This window comes from Micromonospora echinospora, from assembly GCF_900091495.1.
Lineage (GTDB): Bacteria > Actinomycetota > Actinomycetes > Mycobacteriales > Micromonosporaceae > Micromonospora > Micromonospora echinospora.
In genome coordinates, this window is record NZ_LT607413.1 from 5,562,144 (window position 1) to 5,583,898 (window position 21,755).

Consider the following 21,755-nt stretch of genomic DNA (forward strand, 5'->3'; position numbering starts at 1 on the left):
TGTCCCACGTACGGAGTAACTGATGTCCACGTCTGCAGATAAGGTCGTCGAGGCGCTTCGGGCTTCCCTCAAGGAGACCAGCCGGCTCAAGCAGCTCAACCAGCAGCTGACCGCCGCCGCCCGGGAACCCATCGCCATCGTGGCGATGTCCTGCCGCTACCCGGGCGGGGTGTCCAACCCGGACGAGCTGTGGGACCTGGTGGCCTCCGGCGGGGACGCCATCGGCGGCTTTCCCGCCGACCGGGGCTGGGACCTGGACAACCTGTACGACCCGACCGGTGAGCGGGCTGGCCGCTCCAGCACCCAGCAGGGCGGGTTCCTGTACGACGCGGCCTCCTTCGACGCCGACTTCTTCGGCATCAGCCCCCGTGAGGCCCAGGCGATGGACCCGCAGCAGCGGCTGCTGCTGGAGACGTCGTGGGAGGCGTTCGAGAGCGCCGGCATCGCGCCGTCCGGGGTGCGCGGACAGAAGGTCGGCGTCTTCGTCGGCACCACCGCCAACGGCTACGGCGTCGGCGCGGACGGTGGCGCGGACGGCGCCGACGAGGGCTACCTGCTCACCGGCACCGTCAGCAGTGTCGTCTCCGGCCGGATCGCGTACGCGCTCGGGCTGGAGGGGCCGGCGGTCACCGTGGACACCGCCTGCTCGTCGTCCCTGGTCGCCCTGCACCTGGCCTGCCAGGCGCTGCGCGCCGGGGAGTTCGACCTGGCCCTGGCCGGCGGCGTGACCGTGATGGCCACCCCCAGCGCGTTCGTCGGCTTCTCCCGGCAGCGCGGTCTCTCCTCGGACGGGCGCTGCAAGGCGTTCGCCGCGTCCGCCGACGGCACCGGCTGGGCCGAGGGCGTCGGTCTGCTCCTCGTCGAACGGCTCTCCGACGCCCAGCGCAACGGCCACCGGATCCTCGCCGTGGTGCGCGGCTCCGCGATCAACCAGGACGGTGCCTCCAACGGCCTGACCGCCCCGAACGGTCCCGCCCAGCAGCGGGTCATCCGGCAGGCGCTGAGCAACGCCCGGCTCACCCCCGCCGACGTGGACGCCGTCGAGGCGCACGGCACCGGCACCACCCTCGGTGACCCGATCGAGGCGCAGGCGCTGCTCGCCACGTACGGGCAGGACCGGGCCGGCGGCGACCCGCTCTGGCTCGGGTCGATCAAGTCGAACTTCGGGCACAGCCAGTCCGCCGCCGGCGTCGCCGGGATCATCAAGATGGTCATGGCGATGCGCCACGGGCGGCTGCCGGCCACCCTGCACGTGGACGCGCCGTCCCCGCACATCGACTGGTCGGCCGGGGCGGTGTCGCTGCTCACCGACGCCCGCGACTGGCCGACGGCGGACCGGCCCCGGCGGGCCGCCGTGTCGTCGTTCGGCATCTCCGGCACCAACGCCCACGTCATCCTCGAACAGGCCGCCCCGGCCCCCGCCCCGGAACCGGAGCCGGCGCAGCCCGGCCTGCTCACCACCCCCACCACGGTGTGGACGCTCTCCGCCCGGTCCGCGCCGGCCCTGCGCGAGCAGGCCGCCCGGCTCGCCCGGTACGTCCGCTCCCGCGCGGACCTCGACCCGGCCCGGGTGGCCTGGTCGCTGGTCACCACCCGGTCGGTGTTCGAGCACCGGGCGGCCGTCGTCGGCGCCGACCCCGCGCAGCTCCTCGCCGGCCTCGACGCCCTCGCCGAGGGCCGCCCCGCCGGCTCGGTGGTCACCGCCGTCGCCGGCGAGCCCGCCGAGGGCCCGGTCTGGGTGTTCCCCGGCTACGGCGGGCACCACCTGGGGATGGCGGCCGGACTGATCGGCGCCTGCCCGGTCTTCGACGAGGCCCTCGCCGAGTGCCAGGCCGAGTTCGACCGCTGGTTCGACCTCGACATCGTCGGCCACCTCACCGGCGACGACGAGTCCTGGCTCGGCCGCCACGAGATCGTCCAGCCGATCCTGTTCGCCCTCACCATCAGCCTGGCCCGGGTGTGGCGGGCCGCCGGCATGACCCCGCAGGCCGTCATCGGCCACTCGCAGAGCGAGGTCGTCGCCGCGCACGTCGCCGGGGTGCTGACCCTCGCCGACGCGGTGAAGCTACTCGCGGTGCGGCTGCGGGCCGTCGCCGAGCTCGCCGAGGCCGGCACCATGGCCGCCCTCGACCTCTCCGTCGACGAGGCCACCCGACGGCTCCCCGACGGGGTCGCCATCGCCGTGGTCAACGGTCCCCGCGCGGTCACCGTCTCCGGCCCGCACGACCAGGTCGCCGACCTCGTCGCGGCGTGCGTCGCCGACGGGATCCGGGCCCGCCCCATCAACATCGACTACGCCTCGCACTGCCCGCTGGTGTACGCCGCCGCCGAACGGATGCGCACCGACCTGGCCGGACTGACCCCCCGCCCCGGTGACGTCCGGATCCTCTCCACCGTCACCGGCACCTGGATCGACGGCACCGAACTGGACGCTGACTACTGGGCGGAGAACCTGCGCCGCACCGTGCTGTTCGACACCGCCGTGCGGACCGCCCTCGACGCCGGGTTCACCGACTTCGTCGAGGTCTCCGTGCACCCGGTGCTGAGCATGCCGCTCACCACGATCCTCGACGACACCGGAACCGCCGGACAGGTCCTGGCCACCCTCCGCCGGGGCGAGGACGCGGCCGTGCGGATGCTGACCAGCATCGCCGCCGCCCACGCCCACGGCCTGCCCGTGGACCACCGGCAGGTGCTCCCCGCCGCCGGGATCCTCACCGACCTGCCCACCTACGCCTTCCAACGGCAGCACTACTGGACCGAGCGGAGCACCCCCGCCGGCACCGGGCCGGTCAGCCCGGACGTGGTCGACGTGGAGTTCTGGTCGGCGGTGGAACGCGCCGACGTGGCCGCGCTCGCCGCCCAGCTCGACGGCGACCCGGCCGACCTGGAGGTGCTCGCCCCGGCGCTGCCCGTGCTGTCGTCCTGGCGGAAGGCCCGGTTGCAGCGGGCGGTGCTGGACGGCTGGTCGTACCGGGTGGGGTGGAAGCCGATCGGCCAGAGCAACCCGACCACCGTCCCCGGTGACCTGCTCGTGGTCCTCCCGACCGGCGACCCCACCCTCGACGGCTGGGTGGACGGGCTCGCCACGGCCGGCGGACCGGCCGTCCGGCGGGTCGAGGTCGACCCGGCCGACGTCGACCGGCACGCGCTCGCCGAGGCGCTCGCCGCGCACCGGGACACCCCGCTGGCCGGGGTGGTCTCCCTGCTTGGCCTCACCGACGCGGAGCACCCCGGCCACCCGGGCATCCCCACCGGACTGGTCGCCACCACCCGGCTCGTGCAGGCCCTCTCCGACGCCGACGTGCCCGCCCCACTGTGGTGCCTCACCTCAGGGGGCGTCGGCACCGACCCGGCCGAACCCGTGGCCAGCGCCGCCCAGCACGCGCTCTGGGGCCTCGCCCGGGTGGTCGGACTGGAACACCCGACCCGCTGGGGCGGCCTGGTCGACCTGCCCGCCGACCCCGACGCCACCACCTGGGCCGAGGTCACCCGCATCCTGACCACCGCCGACGACGAGGACCAGTTCGCCGTCCGCCCGTACGGCACCTTCGTCCGCCGGCTCGCCCGTGCCGGCGCCCGCCCCGCCGGGCAGGTCACCCCGTGGCAGCCCCGCGGCACCGTCCTCGTCACCGGCGGCACCGGCGCGATCGGCGCGCAGGCCGCCCGCTGGCTCGCCGCCAACGGCGCCGAGCACCTGGTCCTCACCAGCCGGCGCGGCCTCGACGCGACCGGCGCGCGGGAACTGGCCGACGAGCTGACCGCCACCGGCGTACGGGTCAGCGTCGTCGCCTGCGACATGGCCGACCGCGACCAGGTCGCCGCACTGGTCGCCGGGCTGGACGAGGTCGCCCCGCTGACCGCCGTCCTGCACGCCGCCGGGATCACCCGACTCACCGCGCTGGTCGACACGGACCTCGACGTGTTCGACCACGTCATGGCCGGCAAGGTCGCCGGTGCGGCCTACCTCGACGAGTTCCTCGGCGACCGGCAGCTCGACGCGTTCGTCACCTTCGCCTCCATCTCCGGGGTGTGGGGGAGCGGTGGGCAGGGCGCGTACGCCGCCGCGAACGCCTACCTCGACGCGCTCGCCGAGCAGCGCCGCGCCCGGGGTCTCGTCGCCACCTCCATTTCGTGGGGCGCGTGGGCCGAGGGCGGCATGGCCACCACCGAGGAGGCGCAGCGGCTGCTCAGCCGGCGTGGCCTCAACCCGATGCAGCCGGCCGCCGCGCTGCTCGCCCTGCGCCGCGCCGTCGAGCACGGCGAGACCTGCCTCGTCGTCGCCGACGTCGACTGGGCCACCTTCGCGCCCGCCTACGCCTCGGCCCGGCCGCGTCCGCTGCTCGACGACATCGCCGAGGCCCGTGCGGCGCTGGCCGCCGACTCGGCCGACGGGACGACCACCGACCACGCCGCCGCGCTGCGCGAGCGGCTGGCTGGCCTCACCCGCCCCGAACGGGACCGGCACCTCACCGACCTGGTCCGCGACCACGCCGCCGCCGTCCTCGGCCACACCGGCACCGACGCGGTCAGCCCGAAGCGGGCCTTCAAGGAACTCGGCATCGACTCGCTGACCGCGGTGGAGCTGCGCAACCAGATCACCGGCGCGACCGGCCTGGCCCTGCCCACCACGCTGATCTTCGACTACCCGAACCCGGCCGCCCTCGCCGGGCACCTGGCGTCCCTGCTACGGCTGGACGACGCCGAACCCGCGCCCGCCGGGACAGCGGCCGGCACCGCCGGTCGGGACAACGCCGACGAGCCCATCGCCATCGTCGGGATGAGCTGCCGCTACCCGGGTGGGGTCGACGACCCCGACGGACTGTGGGAACTCGTCGCCTCGGGACGCGACGGCATCACCGAGTTCCGCACCGACCGGCACTGGGACCTCGACCGGCTCCTCGCCGACGACCCCGAGGCACCCGGCCGCTCGGCCACCCGGCACGGCGGGTTCATCGACCGCGCCACCGAATTCGACCCCGACTTCTTCGGCATCTCGCCCCGCGAGGCCCTGGCCATGGACCCACAGCAGCGGCTGCTGCTGGAGGCCACCTGGGAGGCGTTCGAGCAGGCCGGCGTCGCTCCCGACCGGCTGCACGGCACCCCCACCGGGGTGTTCGTCGGCGCGTCCCCCACCGGCTACGGCACCGGCGACGAAACCCCCGGCCTGGACGGCTACCGGCTCACCGGCGGCGCGCACAGCGTCATCTCCGGGCGGGTGGCGTACACGTTCGGCCTGGAGGGACCGGCGGTCACCGTGGACACCGCCTGCTCGTCGTCCCTGGTCGCCCTGCACCTGGCCGTGCAGTCGCTGCGGCAGGGCGAGTGTGACCTCGCGGTCGCCGGCGGCGTGAACGTGATGGTCACCCCCGGGGCGTTCGTGGAGTTCACCCGGCAGGGCGGCCTCTCCGCCGACGGTCGGTGCCGCTCCTTCGCCGCCGCCGCCGACGGCACCGGCTGGGGTGAAGGCGTCGGCGTGCTCCTCGTCGAGCGGCTCTCCGACGCGCAGCGCCACGGCCACCGCGTCCTTGCTGTCGTGCGGGGCAGCGCCGTCAACCAGGACGGCGCGTCGAACGGCCTGACCGCCCCGAACGGCCCCTCGCAGCAACGCGTCATCCGGCAGGCCCTGGCCAACGCCGGACTCACCACCGCCGACGTCGACGCGGTCGAGGCGCACGGCACCGCCACGACCCTCGGCGACCCGATCGAGGCGCAGGCCCTGCTCGCCACGTACGGGCAGGACCGGCCCGCCGACCGTCCGCTCTGGTTGGGGTCGATCAAGTCGAACATCGGGCACACCCAGGCCGCCGCCGGGGTGGCCGGTGTGATCAAGATGGTGCAGGCGCTGCGGCACGGCGTGCTGCCCCGCACCCTGCACGTCGACGAACCCACCCCGCACGTCGACTGGTCGGCCGGCGCGGTCGAACTGCTCACCGAGGCCCAGCCGTGGCCGGAGACCGGACGCCCGCGCCGGGCGGCGGTCTCCTCGTTCGGCGTCAGCGGCACCAACGCGCACATCATCGTCGAGGCGCCCCCGGCCGAGGTGGTGGAGGGCGAACTCGTCGAGCCCACCGCGCCGCCGCTGGTGCCCGTGTTGCTCTCCGCCCGGGGTGAAGGCGCGCTGGCCCGCCAGGCCCGGCACTGGGCCGACCGCCTCGGCGCGGGCGACCCGCCCCGGCTCGTCGACGTCGGCTGGACGTCGCTGACCACCCGTACCGCGCTGGAACACCGCGCGGTGCTGTTCGCCGCCGACCACGCCGGGCTGACCACCGGACTGGCCGCCCTCGCCGCCGACGAACCCACCGACGCGGTGGTCACCGGCCGGGCCACCGAGCGGGGTCCCGTCGCGCTGCTCTTCTCCGGTCAGGGCGCGCAGCGCGCTGGCATGGGCCGGGACCTGTATGCCGCGTTCCCGGTGTTCGCCGCCGCGTTGGACGAGGTGTGCGGTCATCTGGACCCACTGCTGCCGCAGCCGTTGCGGTCTGTCCTTGACGCCGAGGCGGGCACGCCCGAGGCGGAACTGCTGGACCAGACGGTGTTCACCCAGGCCGGTCTGTTCGCGGTCGAGGTGGCGCTGTTCCGCCTGGTGGAGTCGTTCGGCGTGCTGCCCGACTTCGTGGGTGGCCACTCGGTCGGCGAGATCACGGCGGCGCACGTGGCCGGGGTGCTGTCCCTGGAGCACGCCTGTGCCCTCGTCGCCGCCCGGGGCCGGCTGATGCAGGCGCTGCCGGCAGGCGGTGGGATGCTGGCGGTGGCCGCGCCGGAGGCCGAGGTGGCGGAGACGCTGGCCGGACGGACCGACCGACTCGGGATCGCCGCCGTCAACGGTCCGGAAGCGGTCGTCGTGTCCGGTGCGGTCGACGCGCTGGACGAGGTGGAGCGCGTCTGGCAGGGCCGGGGTGTGCGCACCCGCCGGCTGACGGTGAGTCACGCGTTCCACAGCCCGTTGATGGAGCCGATGCTCGACGAGTTCCGTGGCGTCCTGGCGGGGCTGAGCTTCGCCGCGCCGCTGGTGCCGGTGGTGTCGAACCTGACCGGCGCGCTCGCCGACGCCGACGAACTGCGCACCCCGGACTACTGGGTGCGGCACGTCCGCGAGGCGGTCCGGTTCGCCGACGGGATCACCGCGCTGCGGGCCGCCGGAGTCGACACGTTCGTCGAGATCGGACCCGGCGCGGTGCTCACCGCCCTGGTCCGCGAGACCCTCCCCGGTGACATCCACGGCGTCCTCGCCGTGCCCACCCAGCGCCGCGACCGCGCCGAGCCACACGCCCTGCTGACCGGACTGGCCGAACTGTTCACCGCCGGTGGCCCGGTCGACTGGACGCCGATCTTCGCCGGCACCGTCGCCACCCGGGCCGACCTGCCCACGTACGCCTTCGCGCCGGAACGCTACTGGCTGCGCCCCGCCGGCCGGTCCTCGGACGTCTCCGTCGCCGGCCTCGGTGCCGCCGGGCACCCGCTGCTCGCCGCCGCCATCCGGTTGGCCGGCGAGGACGCCGCCGTGCTCACCGGTCGGATCTCCGTCGCCGCCCAGCCCTGGCTCGCCGACCACGTGGTGGCCGGCGCGGTGGTCGTCCCCGGCACCGCCCTGGTCGAACTGGTGCTGCGGGCCGGCGACGAGTTCGGTCCCTGCCGGGTGGGTGAACTGACCATCGCCGCCCCGCTCGTGCTTCCCGCCCAGGGAGCGGTCCGCGTCCAGGTCCGGGTCGGCCCGCGCGACCACACCGGTTGGCGTGCCGTCACCATCCACTCCCAGCCCGACCACGACCCGGACGGCGACTGGGTGCGGCACGCCGAGGGCGTGCTCACCGCCGTCGACCCCACCGACGACACCGGCCTCGGCGCGTGGCCGCCGGCCGGGGCGGCCGAGGTCGACCTCGACGGCTGGTACGCGGCACTCGCCGGCCACGGCATGACCTACGGGCCGGTCTTCCAGGGCCTGCGGCGAGCCTGGACGGCCGGCGACGACACCGTCTACGCCGACGTCGCCCTCCCCGCCACCCCCGACGGCAACACCGGTTTCGGCGTACATCCCGCCCTGCTCGACACCGCCCTGCACCCGACCGCCCTGCTGCCCGGCGACGGCACCAGCGGCCCGAAGGCACCGTTCGCCTTCGAGGGCGTCCAGGTGCACGCCGTCGGCGCGGACACCCTGCGGGTCCGGCTCACCCGGGTCGGCGGCGGCGTGCGGCTGCTCGCCGTCGACGACACCGACCGTCCGGTCGTCTCCGTCGACTCGGTCGTCCTGCGTGAGATGACCAGCGTCGACCCGTCGGCGGCCACCCTCGCCGCCCGGTCGCTGTTCCGGGTCGCCTGGCAGGCCGACCCGATCGACCCCGTCGAGGCACCCGGTGCCGCCCTGCTGGGTGCGGCCACCCCGGCGCTGTCCGGGGTCCCCGCGTACCCGGGAGTCGCCGAGCTGGTCGCCACCGGCGACGTACCCCCGCTGGTCCTGCTGCCGGTGCCCGCCGCGCCGGCCGGGCTGCCGGCGGCGGAACTGCCGGCCGTGGTCCGGGCCACGGCCGCCGACGTGCTCGCCGTGGTGCAGGCGTGGCTGGCCGCCGACGACCTCGCCGACACCCGCCTCGCGGTGGTCACCCGGGGCGCGGTGCGGGCCGTCGACGCCGACCCGGCCGACGAGCTGGTCGGCGCGGCCGTCTGGGGCCTGATGCGCTCCGCCCAGTCCGAGCACCCCGGCCGGATCGTCCTGGCCGACCTGGACCGGGACCTGGACACGTCGGCCGTCGCGCTGCTCGCCGCCGCCGACCCGACCGTGGCGCAGCTCGCGGTCCGCGGCGACGCGGCCCTCACCCCCCGTCTGGTACGCGCCGACGCCCCACCCGTGGAGACCCCGCGCCTGGGCGGCGGCACCGTCCTGGTCACCGGCGGCACCGGTGCGCTCGGCGCCCTGCTCGCCCGGCACCTCGTCACCGAGTGGGACGTGGACTCCCTCGCCCTGGTCAGCCGGCGCGGCCCCGACGCGCCCGGCGCGGCGGAACTGACCGCCGAGCTCACCGGCCTCGGGGCCCACGTCCAGGTGCTCGCCTGCGACGTCACCGACCGGGAGGCCGTCCACGCCCTCGTCGGGCAGCTCACCGGGGCCGGACGGCTCGCCGGGGTGGTGCACACCGCCGGTGTCCTCGACGACGCCGTCGTCACCGGCATCGACCCCGACCGGCTCGCCCGGGTCCTCGCCCCCAAGGTCGACGCCGGCTGGTGGCTACACGAGGCCACCGCCGACCTGGACCTCGACCTGTTCGTGACGTTCTCCTCCATCGCCGGGGTGCTCGGCTCGCCCGGCCAGGGCGCGTACGCGGCGGCCAACAGCTTCCTCGACGCCCTCGCCGGCCACCGCCGGGGCCACGGCCTGCCCGCGCACTCCCTCGCCTGGGGCATGTGGGACACCGACGGCATGGCGGCCACCCTCAGCGCCACCGACCGGTCCCGGGTCACCCGCGCCGGCCTCGGCCTGATCACCGGCCCCGTCGGCGTCGCGCTCTTCGACGCGGCCGTCGCCGCCGACACCCCCACGCTCGTCCCCGCCGTCGTCGACGTGCCGGCCCTGCGCGCGGCGGCCACCGCCACCGGCGTACCGCCGATGCTGCGCGCCCTCGTCGGCACCGTGACCACCCGCCGGCAGGCCGGCGGCGGTGCGGCCGGCGGCTGGGCGCACCGGCTCGCCACGCTCACCCCCGACGAGGCCCGTGCCCAGGTGGACGTGTTGGTGCGTGGTCTGGTGGCGCAGGTGTTGGGGCATGGTGGTGCGGAGTCGGTGCCGGCGGATCGGGCGTTCCGTGAACTCGGGTTCGATTCGTTGACGGCGGTGGATCTGCGGAACCGGGTGAACGCGGCGACAGGTCTGCGGTTGGGGTCGACGTTGGTGTTCGACTACCCGACGCCCGCGGCACTGGTGGAGTACGTGTACGAGCAGCTCACCGGTGCGGTGGGTGCCCGTACGGAGGTGGTCACCTCCGCTGCTGTCGACGAGCCGATCGCCATCGTCGGAATGGCCTGCCGCTACCCGGGTGGGGTGGACAGCCCCGACCAGCTGTGGGAGTTGCTGGTCGGTGGCGGTGAGGGCATCGGTGAGTTCCCGACCGACCGGGGCTGGGACCTGGACTCCCTGTTCCACCCGGACCCCGACCACCCGGGCACGTCGTACGCCCGGCACGGCGGCTTCCTCACCGGGGCGGCCGAGTTCGACCCGGCGTTCTTCGGTATCTCGCCGCGTGAGGCGGTGGCGATGGATCCGCAGCAGCGGTTGCTGTTGGAGGCGTCGTGGGAGACGTTCGAGTCCGCCGGTCTGGACCCGGCCGGGCTGCGGGGTAGCCGTACCGGCGTGTTCGCCGGCCTGATGTACCACGACTACGCCTCACAGGTGCAGGAACTGCCCGAAGGGCTGGAGGGGTACATCGGCACCGGCAACTCCGGGAGCGTGGTCTCCGGTCGGGTGGCGTACACGTTCGGTCTGGAGGGGCCGGCGGTGACGGTGGACACGGCGTGTTCGTCGTCGCTGGTCGCCCTGCACCTCGCGGCGCAAGCCCTGCGGTCGGGGGAGTGCGACCTGGCGTTGGCCGGTGGTGTGACGGTGATGGCGACGCCGGGGACGTTCGTCGAGTTCTCGCGGCAGCGGGGTTTGTCGGCGGATGGTCGGTGCCGGTCGTTTGCGGCGTCGGCGGATGGGACGGGTTGGTCGGAGGGTGTGGGTGTGCTGCTGGTGCAGCGGCTCTCCGATGCGCGGCGGGATGGTCGTCGGATTCTCGCGGTGGTGCGGGGTACGGCGGTGAACCAGGATGGTGCGTCGAATGGTTTGACGGCGCCGAATGGTCCGTCGCAGCAGCGGGTGATCCGGCAGGCCCTGGCGAATGCTCGCCTGTCGACGGCGGATGTGGATGCGGTGGAGGCGCACGGCACCGGCACGACCCTGGGTGACCCGATCGAGGCGCAGGCGCTGCTCGCCACCTATGGGCAGGGTCGTGCCGAGCCGTTGCTGCTCGGGTCGATCAAGTCGAACATCGGTCACACGCAGGCCGCCGCTGGTGTGGCGGGTGTGATCAAGATGGTCCTCGCGATGCGGCACGGTGTGGTGCCGGCGACGTTGCACGTGGACGAGCCGTCCCCGCACGTCGACTGGACGGCCGGAGCGGTCACGCTGGCCACCGAGGCGACGCCCTGGCCGGCGGTGAACCGGCCCCGTCGGGCGGCGGTCTCCTCGTTCGGGGTCAGCGGCACCAACGCCCACGTGATCATCGAGCAGCCGCCCGTGGAGACCGGGACCCGCCAGCCCGGAGACGACGGACCCACGCCGGTCGCTCCGCTGCCGGTGCTGTTGTCGGCGCGGTCGGAGCCGGCACTCGCCGCCCAGGCGGACCGTTGGGCTCGTTGGCTCGCCGCCGACGAGTCGCTGCGTCCGGTGGACGTGGGTTGGTCGTCGGTGACGACCCGTCCGGCGTTGGAGCAGCGTGCCGTGCTGGTGGCGGCTGACCGGGGCGAGTTGCTGACCGGGCTGCGGGCGTTGGCGACGGGTGAGCCGTCGGGTGCGGTGGTCACCGGTACGGCTGCCGTTCGTGGTCGGGTGGCGTTGCTGTTCTCCGGTCAGGGTGCGCAGCGTGCCGGCATGGGTCGGGAGTTGTACTCCGCGTTCCCGGTGTTCGCTGTCGCGTTGGACGAGGTGTGTGCCCAGCTGGATCCGTTGCTGCCGCAGCCGTTGAAGGCCGTGTTGTTCGCCGAGGCGGGCTCGCCGGAGGCGGCGCTGCTGGATCAGACGGTGTTCACGCAGGCCGGGTTGTTCGCGGTCGAGGTGGCGTTGTTCCGCCTCGTCGAGTCGTTCGGTGTGGTGCCGGACTTCGTCGGCGGGCACTCAGTTGGTGAGATCACGGCCGCGTATGTGGCGGGGGTGTTGTCGCTGGCGGATGCGTGTGCGTTGGTGGCGGCGCGGGGTCGGTTGATGCAGGCGCTCCCGGCCGGTGGCGGGATGCTGGCGGTGGCCGCGTCCGAGGCCGAGGTGGCGGCGTCGATCGAGGGGCTGACCGACCGGGTCGGGATCGCTGCGGTGAACGGCCCGAGCGCGGTGGTCGTCTCCGGTGCGGTCGACGCGCTGGACGAAATCGAGGCGGCCTGGCGGGATCGGGGCGCACGCACCCGTCGCCTGACGGTGAGTCACGCGTTCCACAGTCCGTTGATGGAGCCGATGCTCGACGAGTTCCGGGCGGTGTTGGCGGGGTTGAGGTTCGCCGCGCCGTTGGTGCCGGTGGTGTCGAACCTGACCGGTGCGGTGGCGGATCCGCAGGAGCTGACCCGCGTTGACTACTGGGTGCGGCACGTCCGGGAGGCGGTCCGGTTCGGCGACGGGGTCGCCGCGCTTCGGGTTGCCGGGGTGGACACGTTCGTGGAGGTCGGTCCGCAGAGTGTGCTGACGGCGATGGCCGCCGAGGTGCTTCCGGGTGACGGGGATGTTTTCGCGGTGGCGGTGCAGCGGCGGGACCGGCCGGAGGTGTCCGCGCTGCTGGCGGCTCTGGGCGAGCTGCATGTGAACGGTGTGGCGGTGACCTGGTCGCAGTGGTTCGCTGGGGCTGGCGCGCGGCGGGTGGACCTGCCGACGTACGCGTTCCAGCACCAGCCGTACTGGCTCGGGATCGGACGGGCCCGGGCGGGTGACGTCACCGGAGCTGGCCTCGGTATGGCCGGTCACCCCCTGCTCGGCGCGGCAGTCACCGTCGCCGGTGAGGACATGGTGGTGCTCACCGGTCGGCTCTCCGTCGCCACCCACCCCTGGCTCGCCGACCACGCGGTGTCCGGCACGGTGATCGTCCCCGGCACGGCTCTCGTGGAACTGGCCGTGCGGGCGGGCGACGAGGTGGGCCTGTCCCGGCTTCGTGATCTGACCATCGCCGCCCCGCTCGTGCTTCCCGAGAGCGGTGGGGTGCGGGTGCAGGTGCGGGTCGGTGCGGCCGACCCGACGGGCACGCGTGCCGTCACGCTGCACTCGCAGTCCGAGGGCGATTCCGACTGGGTCCGGCACGCGGACGGTGTGCTGGAGCCGGTGTCGGTCGACGAGCCGGTGGTCGGTGCGTGGCCGCCGGCCGGTGCGTCCGAGGTGGATGTGGCGGGCTGGTACGAGGCGCTGGCCGGGCACGGCCTGGTGTACGGGCCGGTCTTCCAGGGCCTGCGGCGGCTGTGGACCGGCGACGGCACGGTGTACGCCGAGGTCGCGCTCCCGGAGGACGCGGCCGGGGAGGCCGGCCGGTTCGGGGTGCACCCGGCGCTGCTCGACGCGGCGCTGCACCCGACCGGACTGTTGCTGGCCGGGGAGGAGCCGTCGGGGCCACAGGTGCCGTTCGCGTTCGAGGGTGTGCAGGTGCACGCCTCGGGCGCGGGAGTGCTGCGGGTGCGGTTGTCCCGGTCGGGTTCCGGAGTGCGTCTGGTCGCCTGCGACGAGGCGGGTGCCCCGGTGGTGTCGGTCGACTCCCTCGTCCTGCGTGAACTGAGCGGTGTCGTGGCGCCCGGCGCGGCGACGCGCTCGCTCTTCGAACTCGCCTGGCAGGCCGACGACGCCTCCACGATCGGGGACACGTCCGGCTGGGCGCTGCTGACCGCCGGGGAACCGCCGGCCGGACTGCCGGAGCTGCCGTCGTTCCCGGACGTCGCGGCGCTGGTCGCGTCGGTCGAGGCGAGCCCGGCAGAGGCCCCCCGCGCGCTGCTGCTGCCCCTGCCCGTCACCGAGGCCCACGCCGACGTGCCCGCCTTGGTGCGGGCGGTGACGGCGGACGTGTTGTCGACGGTGCAGGCGTGGTTGGCGGCTGGGGTGTTGGCGGGCTCGACGTTGGTCGTGGTGACGCGGGGTGCGGTGGCGGTTCGGTCGGGTGATCGGGTGACCGACCTGGCGGGTGCGGCGGTGTGGGGTCTGTTGCGGTCGGCGCAGTCGGAACACCCGGGCCGGGTCGTGCTGGTCGACGTCGACGGTGACCTGGACGCGGACGCGCTGGGTGCGCTCGCCTCGGCGGCCGGTGACCCGCTCGGTGGTCAGGTGGCCGTGCGGTCGGGCGCGGTGTTCGTGCCGCGCCTGGTGCGGTCGTCGGCACCGGCGACGGCTGAGGTGACCGTCGGTGCCGGCACGGTGTTGGTGACCGGTGGTACGGGTGCTCTGGGTGCTCTGGTGGCGGAGCATCTGGTGGCGGCGTACGGGGTGCGGTCGCTGGTGTTGGTGTCCCGGCAGGGGCCGGCCGCGTCGGGCGCGGATGCGCTGGTGGAGCGGTTGTCGGGCCTGGGCGCGTCGGTACGGGTGGTCGCGTGTGACGTCACCGACCGGGCCGCCGTAGGTGACCTGGTGGATCAGCTGACCGGCAGTGGTCGGTTGGCGGGTGTGGTGCATACGGCGGGTGTGCTGGATGACGGGGTGGTCGAGGGGCTTTCTGCTGGTCGGTTGGCGGGTGTGTTGGCGCCGAAGGTGGATGCGGGTTGGCATCTGCATGAGGTGACGGCGGGTCTGGGTCTGGATCTGTTCGTGGTGTTCTCGTCGGTTGCGGGGGTGTTGGGGTCGCCGGGGCAGGCGGCGTATGCGGCGGGTAACGCGTTCCTGGATGGTCTGGCGGTGTTCCGGCGTGAGTTGGGGTTGCCGGCGGTGTCGTTGGCGTGGGGTATGTGGGACACCGACGGCATGGCCGCGTCGATCGGCGACGCCGACCGCGCCCGGTCGACCCGCGCCGGCATCACCCCGATGAGCGTGGACACCGGTCTGGAACTGTTCGACGCGGCACTCCGCGTGGCCCGGCCGACGCTGGTGCCCGCCGTTCTCGACGTACCGGCGATGCGGGCGACGCTTGGCGCGGCTGGCCCGGTACCGGTGGTGCTGCGTGCCCTTGTGGGGCCGACCGTCACCCGCCGGCAGGCCGGACAGGGCGGCGACTGGACCAACCAGTTGGCGGGCCTGACCCCCGACGAGGGCCGGACCCGGATCGAGACCCTGGTCCGGGGTCTGGTCGCCCAGGTGCTCGGGCACGCCGGCGCGGAGTCGGTCCCCACCGACCGTGCCTTCCGTGAATTGGGCTTCGACTCGCTGACCGCAGTGGACCTGCGGAACCGGCTCAACACGGCGACCGGCCTGCGCCTCGCGTCGACGCTGGTGTTCGACTACCCGACCCCGGCGGTGCTCGCCGACCACCTGTGGTCCGAACTGGCCGGTGTACGGCAGACGACGGCGGACCGGACGGTCAGCACGGCTGCCAGCGTCGACGAGCCGATCGCCATCGTGGGTATGGCGTGCCGCTACCCCGGCGGGGTGCAGAGCCCGGACCAGCTCTGGGAGCTGCTGGTCGGCGGTGGTGAGGGCATCGGCGAGTTCCCGACCGACCGGGGCTGGGACCTGGACTCCCTGTTCGACCCGGACCCGGACCGCAACGGTACGTCGTACACCCGGCACGGTGGATTCCTGCCCGGAGCTGCGGACTTCGACCCGGCGTTCTTCGGTATCTCGCCGCGTGAGGCGGTGGCGATGGATCCGCAGCAGCGGTTGCTGCTGGAGGCGTCGTGGGAGACGTTCGAGTCCGCCGGTCTGGACCCGGCCGGGCTGCGGGGCAGCCGTACCGGCGTCTTTGCCGGCCTGATGTACCACGACTACGCCTCCCAGGTGGCCGACCTGCCATCGGACGCCGAGGGGTACGTCGGCACCGGTAACTCCGGCAGTGTGCTGTCGGGTCGGGTGGCGTACACGTTCGGTCTGGAGGGGCCGGCGGTGACGGTGGACACGGCGTGTTCGTCGTCGTTGGTGGCGTTGCATCTGGCGGCGCAGGCGTTGCGGTCGGGTGAGTGTGACCTGGCGCTTGCTGGTGGTGTGACGGTGATGGCGACGCCGGGGACGTTCATCGAGTTCTCGCGGCAGCGGGGTTTGTCGGCGGATGGTCGGTGCCGGTCGTTTGCGGCGTCGGCGGACGGCACGGGTTGGTCGGAGGGTGTGGGTGTGCTGCTGGTGCAGCGGCTCTCCGATGCGCGGCGGGACGGTCGTCGGATTCTCGCGGTGGTGCGGGGTACGGCGGTGAACCAGGATGGTGCGTCGAATGGTTTGACGGCGCCGAATGGTCCCTCCCAGCAGCGGGTGATCCGGCAGGCCCTGGCGAACGCCCGCCTGTCGACGGCGGATGTGGACGCGGTGGAGGCGCACGGCACCGGCACCACCCTGGGTGATCCGATCGAGGCGCAGGCGTTGTTGGCGACGTATGGGCAGGATCGGCCGGGGGACCGTCCGTTGTTGTTGGGGTCGATCAAGTCGAACCTTGGCCACACGCAGGCCGCGGCCGGTGTGGCGGGCATCATCAAGATGGTCCTGGCGATGCGGCACGGTGTGGTGCCGGCGACGTTGCACGTGGACGAGCCGTCCCCGCACGTCGACTGGTCGGCCGGGGCGGTGACGCTGGCCACCGAACCGATGCCGTGGCCGGAGACCGGTCGGCCGCGTCGGGCCGCCGTCTCCTCGTTCGGCATCTCCGGCACCAACGCCCATGTGATCATCGAGCAGCCGCCGGTGGAGGTGCTCGAGGGCGAGATCGTGCCGTCGGTGACGCCGCCGGCCGTGCCGGTGCTGTTGTCGGCGCGGTCGGAGCCGGCACTCGCCGCCCAGGCCGGCCGGTGGGTCGACTGGCTGGCGGGCGACGACTCGCTGCGTCCGGTGGACGTGGGATGGTCGTCGGTGACGACCCGTCCGGCGTTGGAGCAGCGTGCGGTGATCACCGCGACCGGCCGGGACGACCTGCTCGTCTCGTTGCGGGCGTTGGCGGCAGGTGAGCCGTCGGGTGCGGTGGTCACTGGCACCCAGGGCCAGCGCGGTCAGGTGGCGTTGCTGTTCTCCGGTCAGGGTGCGCAGCGTGCCGGGATGGGGCGGGAACTGTACCCCGCGTTCCCGGTGTTCGCTGCCGCGTTGGACGAGGTGTGCGGTCATCTGGACTCGTTGTTGCCGCAGCCGTTGAAGGCCGTGTTGTTCGCCGAGGTGGGGTCGGCGGAGGCGGCGCTGCTGGATCAGACGGTGTTCACGCAGGCCGGCCTGTTCGCGGTCGAGGTGGCGTTGTTCCGTCTGGTGGAGTCCTTCGGGGTGGTGCCGGACTTCGTCGGCGGGCACTCGATCGGTGAGATCACCGCCGCGTACGTGGCGGGTGTGTTGTCGCTGGCGGATGCGTGTGCGTTGGTGGCGGCGCGGGGTCGGTTGATGCAGGCGCTCCCGGCCGGTGGTGGGATGCTCGCGGTCGCCGCGCCGGAGGCTGACGTAGCGGCCTCGATCGAGGAACTGACCGGCCGGGTGGGCATCGCTGCGGTGAACGGCCCGAGTGCGGTGGTCGTCTCCGGTGCGGTCGACACGCTGGACGAGGTTGAGGCGGCCTGGCGGGATCGGGGTGTGCGTACCCGTCGGTTGGCGGTGAGTCACGCGTTCCACAGTCCGTTGATGGAGCCGATGCTCGACGAGTTCCGGGCGGTGCTGTCGGGGTTGAGCTTCGCCGCGCCGTTGGTGCCGGTGGTGTCGAACCTGACCGGCGCGCTCGCCGACGCCGGCGAGCTGCGGACCCCGGACTACTGGGTGCGGCACGTCCGGGAGGCGGTCCGGTTCGCCGACGGGGTCACCGCGTTGCGGGCTGCCGGGGTGGACACGTTCGTGGAGGTCGGTCCGCAGAGTGTGCTGACCGCGATGGCCGACGAGGTGCTTCCGGGTGACGGGGACATCCTCGCGGTGGCGGCACAGCGGCGGGACCGGTCCGAGGTCTCGGGTCTGCTGGCGGCGTTGGGGCAGTTGCACGTCAACGGTGTGGCCGTCACCTGGCCGCAGTGGTTTACCGGGGTGGGCGCGCGGCGGGTGGACCTGCCGACCTACGCGTTCCAGCACCAGCGGTACTGGCCTACGACGGGTCGGCCACGAGCCGGAAACGTGTCCGGCGCGGGACTGGGCGACGCCGAGCACCCACTGCTCGGCGCGGCCGTCGACCTGGCTGGCGACGACGAGGTGGTGCTGACCGGCCGACTCTCGCTGACCACGCACCCCTGGCTGGCGGACCACGCGGTCGCCGGCGTGACGCTGGTGCCGGGCACCGCCCTCGTCGAGCTGGCCGTGCGGGCGGGCGACGAGGTGGGCCTCTCCCGGCTCCGGGAGCTGACCGTGGCCACGCCGCTGACCGTCCCCCAGATGGGAGGCGTGCGGATCCAGGTGCGGGTGGACGGCGCTGCCGGCTCGTCGCAGCGCGCCGTGACCATCTACTCCCGTCAGGACGATGACACCGAGGCGGGTTGGACCCGGCACGCGGACGGTGTGCTGGAGCCGGTGTCGGTCGACGAGCCGGTGGTCGGTGCGTGGCCGCCGGCCGGTGCGTCCGAGGTGGATGTGGCGGGCTGGTACGAGGCGCTGGCCGGGCACGGCCTGGTGTACGGGCCGGTCTTCCAGGGGCTGCGACGCGCGTGGACCGGCGACGGGGAGGTGCACGCCGAGGTCGCCCTGCCCGAGGAGTCGGTGGACGTCTCCGGCTTCGGGGTGCATCCGGCGCTGCTCGACGCGGCGCTCCACGCGATCGGCCTGCTCGACGCGGAGGCCGGCACCGCTCCGCGCGTACCGTTCGCGTTCGAGGGTGTGCAGGTGCACGCCTCGGGCGCGGAAGTGCTGCGGGTGCGGTTGTCCCGGTCGGGTTCCGGAGTGCGTCTGGTCGCCTGCGACGAGGCGGGTGCCCCGGTGGTGTCGGTCGACTCCCTCGTCCTGCGTGAACTGACCGGCCCGGCCGCCCCGGGTGCGGCGGCCCGCTCGCTGTTCGAGGTGCGCTGGCAGGTCGAGCAGACGGTCCTGGACCCGCAGGCGTCCGGCATGGTGCTGTTGACCGGGCACGGGACCAGCCACGAACTGCCGACCGGCCTGGCCGCCCGGTGGGAGGTGCCGGCGTACCCGGACGTGGCGTCGGTGCTGGCCGCGGTCGAAGCCGGTGCCAGGCCGCAGACGCTGCTGCTGCCGCTCCTCGCCAACTCCGAGGCCCATGCCGATGTGCCCGCCTCGGTGCGGGCGGTGACGGCGGACGTGTTGTCGACGGTGCAGGCGTGGTTGGCGGCTGGGGTGTTGGCGGGCTCGACGTTGGTCGTGGTGACGCGGGGTGCGGTGGCGGTTCGGTCGGGTGATCGGGTGACCGACCTGGCGGGTGCGGCGGTGTGGGGTCTGTTGCGGTCGGCGCAGTCGGAACACCCGGGCCGGGTCGTGCTGGTCGACCTTGACGCGGACGCGGACACGGACCTACGGGGTCTGCTCGGGTGGGCGGCCGGCGGCGCGTCGGGTGGCCAGGTGGCGGTCCGTACGGGCGAGGTGTTCGTTCCCCGCCTGGTGCGAGCCTCCGCGCCGGTGGCGTCGGAACCGCCGGTCGTGGGTGCCGGCACGGTGTTGGTGACCGGTGGTACGGGTGCTCTGGGTGCTCTGGTGGCAGAGCATCTGGTGGCGGCGTACGGGGTGCGGTCGCTGGTGTTGGTGTCCCGGCAGGGGCCGGCCGCGTCGGGCGCGGATGCGCTGGTGGAGCGGCTGGGCGCGCTGGGGGCGAGCGCCCGGGTGGTGGGCTGCGACGTGACCGACCGGCAGCAGGTGGACGCGCTGGTCGCCGAGATCTCGTCGACGGGTCGGTTGGCGGGTGTGGTGCATACGGCGGGTGTGCTGGATGACGGGGTGGTCGAGGGGCTTTCTGCTGGTCGGTTGGCGGGTGTGTTGGCGCCGAAGGTGGATGCGGGTTGGCATCTGCATGAGGTGACGGCGGGTCTGGGTCTGGATCTGTTCGTGGTGTTCTCGTCGGTTGCGGGGGTGTTGGGGTCGCCGGGGCAGGCGGCGTATGCGGCGGGTAACGCGTTCCTGGATGGTCTGGCGGTGTTCCGGCGTGAGTTGGGGTTGCCGGCGGTGTCGTTGGCGTGGGGTATGTGGGACACCGACGGCATGGCCGCGTCGATCGCCGACGCCGACCGCGCCCGGTCGACCCGTGCCGGTCTCCCGCCGATGAGCGCCGAAACCGGGCTCGAACTGTTCGACGCCGCCCTCACGGCCGGACCGGCCGTCCTGGTGCCGGTGGTCGTCGACGTACCGGCGATGCGAGCCGCCTCCGGTGACGCCGCACCCACGATGCTCCGCACGCTGCTCGGCACGACCGTCACCCGCCGCCAGGCGGGACAGGGCGGTGGCGCATGGGCCGCACGACTGACCGGACTCGCCGAGGACGAGGCCCGTGCCCAGGTGGACGTGTTGGTGCGTGGCCTGGTGGCGCAGGTGTTGGGGCACGGTGGTGCGGAGTCGGTGCCGGCGGATCGGGCGTTCCGTGAACTCGGATTCGATTCGTTGACGGCGGTGGATCTGCGGAACCGGGTGAACGCGGCGACGGGTCTGCGGTTGGGGTCGACGTTGGTGTTCGACTATCCGACGCCGGCGGCTCTCGCGGGGTACGTGTACGAGCAGCTCACCGGGATGGTGGAGGCGCGTCCCGAGACGATGGCCTCCCTCGGCGTGGACGAGCCGATCGCGATCGTCGGGATGGCCTGCCGCTACCCGGGTGGGGTGGACAGCCCCGACCAGCTCTGGGAGTTGCTGGCCACCGGTGGGGACGGGGTGGGGGAGTTCCCCGCCGACCGGGGCTGGGACCTGGAGTCCCTGTTCGATCCGGATCCGAACAGCAGCGGCACGTCGTACGCCCGGCAGGGCGGCTTCCTGTACGGGGCGGCCGAGTTCGACCCGGCGTTCTTCGGCATCTCGCCCCGTGAGGCGCTGGCGATGGACCCGCAGCAGCGGTTGCTGCTGGAGGCGTCGTGGGAGGCGTTCGAGTCCGCGGGCCTCGACCCGCAGCGACTGCGGGGCAGCCGTACCGGTGTGTTCGCGGGCGTGATGTACCACGACTGGGCGACGCGCCTGGTGGACCTGCCGGCCGAGGTGGAGGGTTACCTCGGCACGGGCACGTCGGGCAGTGTGCTGTCGGGTCGGGTGGCGTACACGTTCGGTCTGGAGGGGCCGGCGGTGACGGTGGACACCGCCTGCTCGTCGTCGCTGGTCGCGTTGCACCTCGCGGCGCAAGCCCTGCGGTCCGGGGAGTGCGATCTGGCGTTGGCCGGTGGTGTGACGGTGATGGCCACGCCGGGGACGTTCATCGAGTTTTCCCGGCAGCGGGGCCTGGCTCCGGACGGTCGGTGCAAGGCGTTCGCCGAGGGTGCGGACGGCACCGGCTGGGGTGAGGGCGTCGGCATGCTGCTCGTGGAGCGGCTCTCCGACGCGCAGCGGCGGGGACATCGGGTCCTGGCGGTGGTGCGGGGCAGCGCGGTGAACCAGGATGGTGCGTCGAATGGTTTGACGGCGCCGAATGGTCCGTCGCAGCAGCGGGTGATCCGGCAGGCCCTGGCGAATGCTCGCCTGTCGACGGCGGATGTGGATGCGGTGGAGGCGCACGGCACGGGCACCACCCTGGGTGATCCGATCGAGGCGCAGGCGTTGTTGGCGACGTACGGGCAGGATCGTGTCGAGCCGTTGCTGCTCGGGTCGATCAAGTCGAACATCGGTCACACGCAGGCCGCCGCTGGTGTGGCGGGTGTGATCAAGATGGTCCTGGCGATGCGGCACGGGCTCGTGCCGGCGACGTTGCATGTGGACGAGCCGTCCCCGCATGTCGACTGGACGGCCGGGGCGGTCACGCTGGCCACCGAACCGATGCCGTGGCCGGAGACCGGCCGTCCGCGTCGGGCTGCCGTCTCCTCGTTCGGGATCTCCGGCACCAACGCGCATGTGA

The 21,755-nt window shown here is 73.7% G+C and carries 1 protein-coding gene (only partly in view); it reads left to right on the plus strand.

Translation table 11 applies throughout. The features are described 5' to 3' along the window. The first annotated feature begins 22 nt into the window (after nucleotides 1-22). Nucleotides 23-21,755, plus strand: partial view of a type I polyketide synthase gene (locus GA0070618_RS24425; RefSeq protein WP_088983705.1) — the 5' portion only. Its footprint extends 8,120 nt past the window's final position; the window shows 21,733 of its 29,853 coding nt (coding positions 1-21,733); the start codon lies at nucleotides 23-25; its stop codon lies beyond the right edge, outside the window.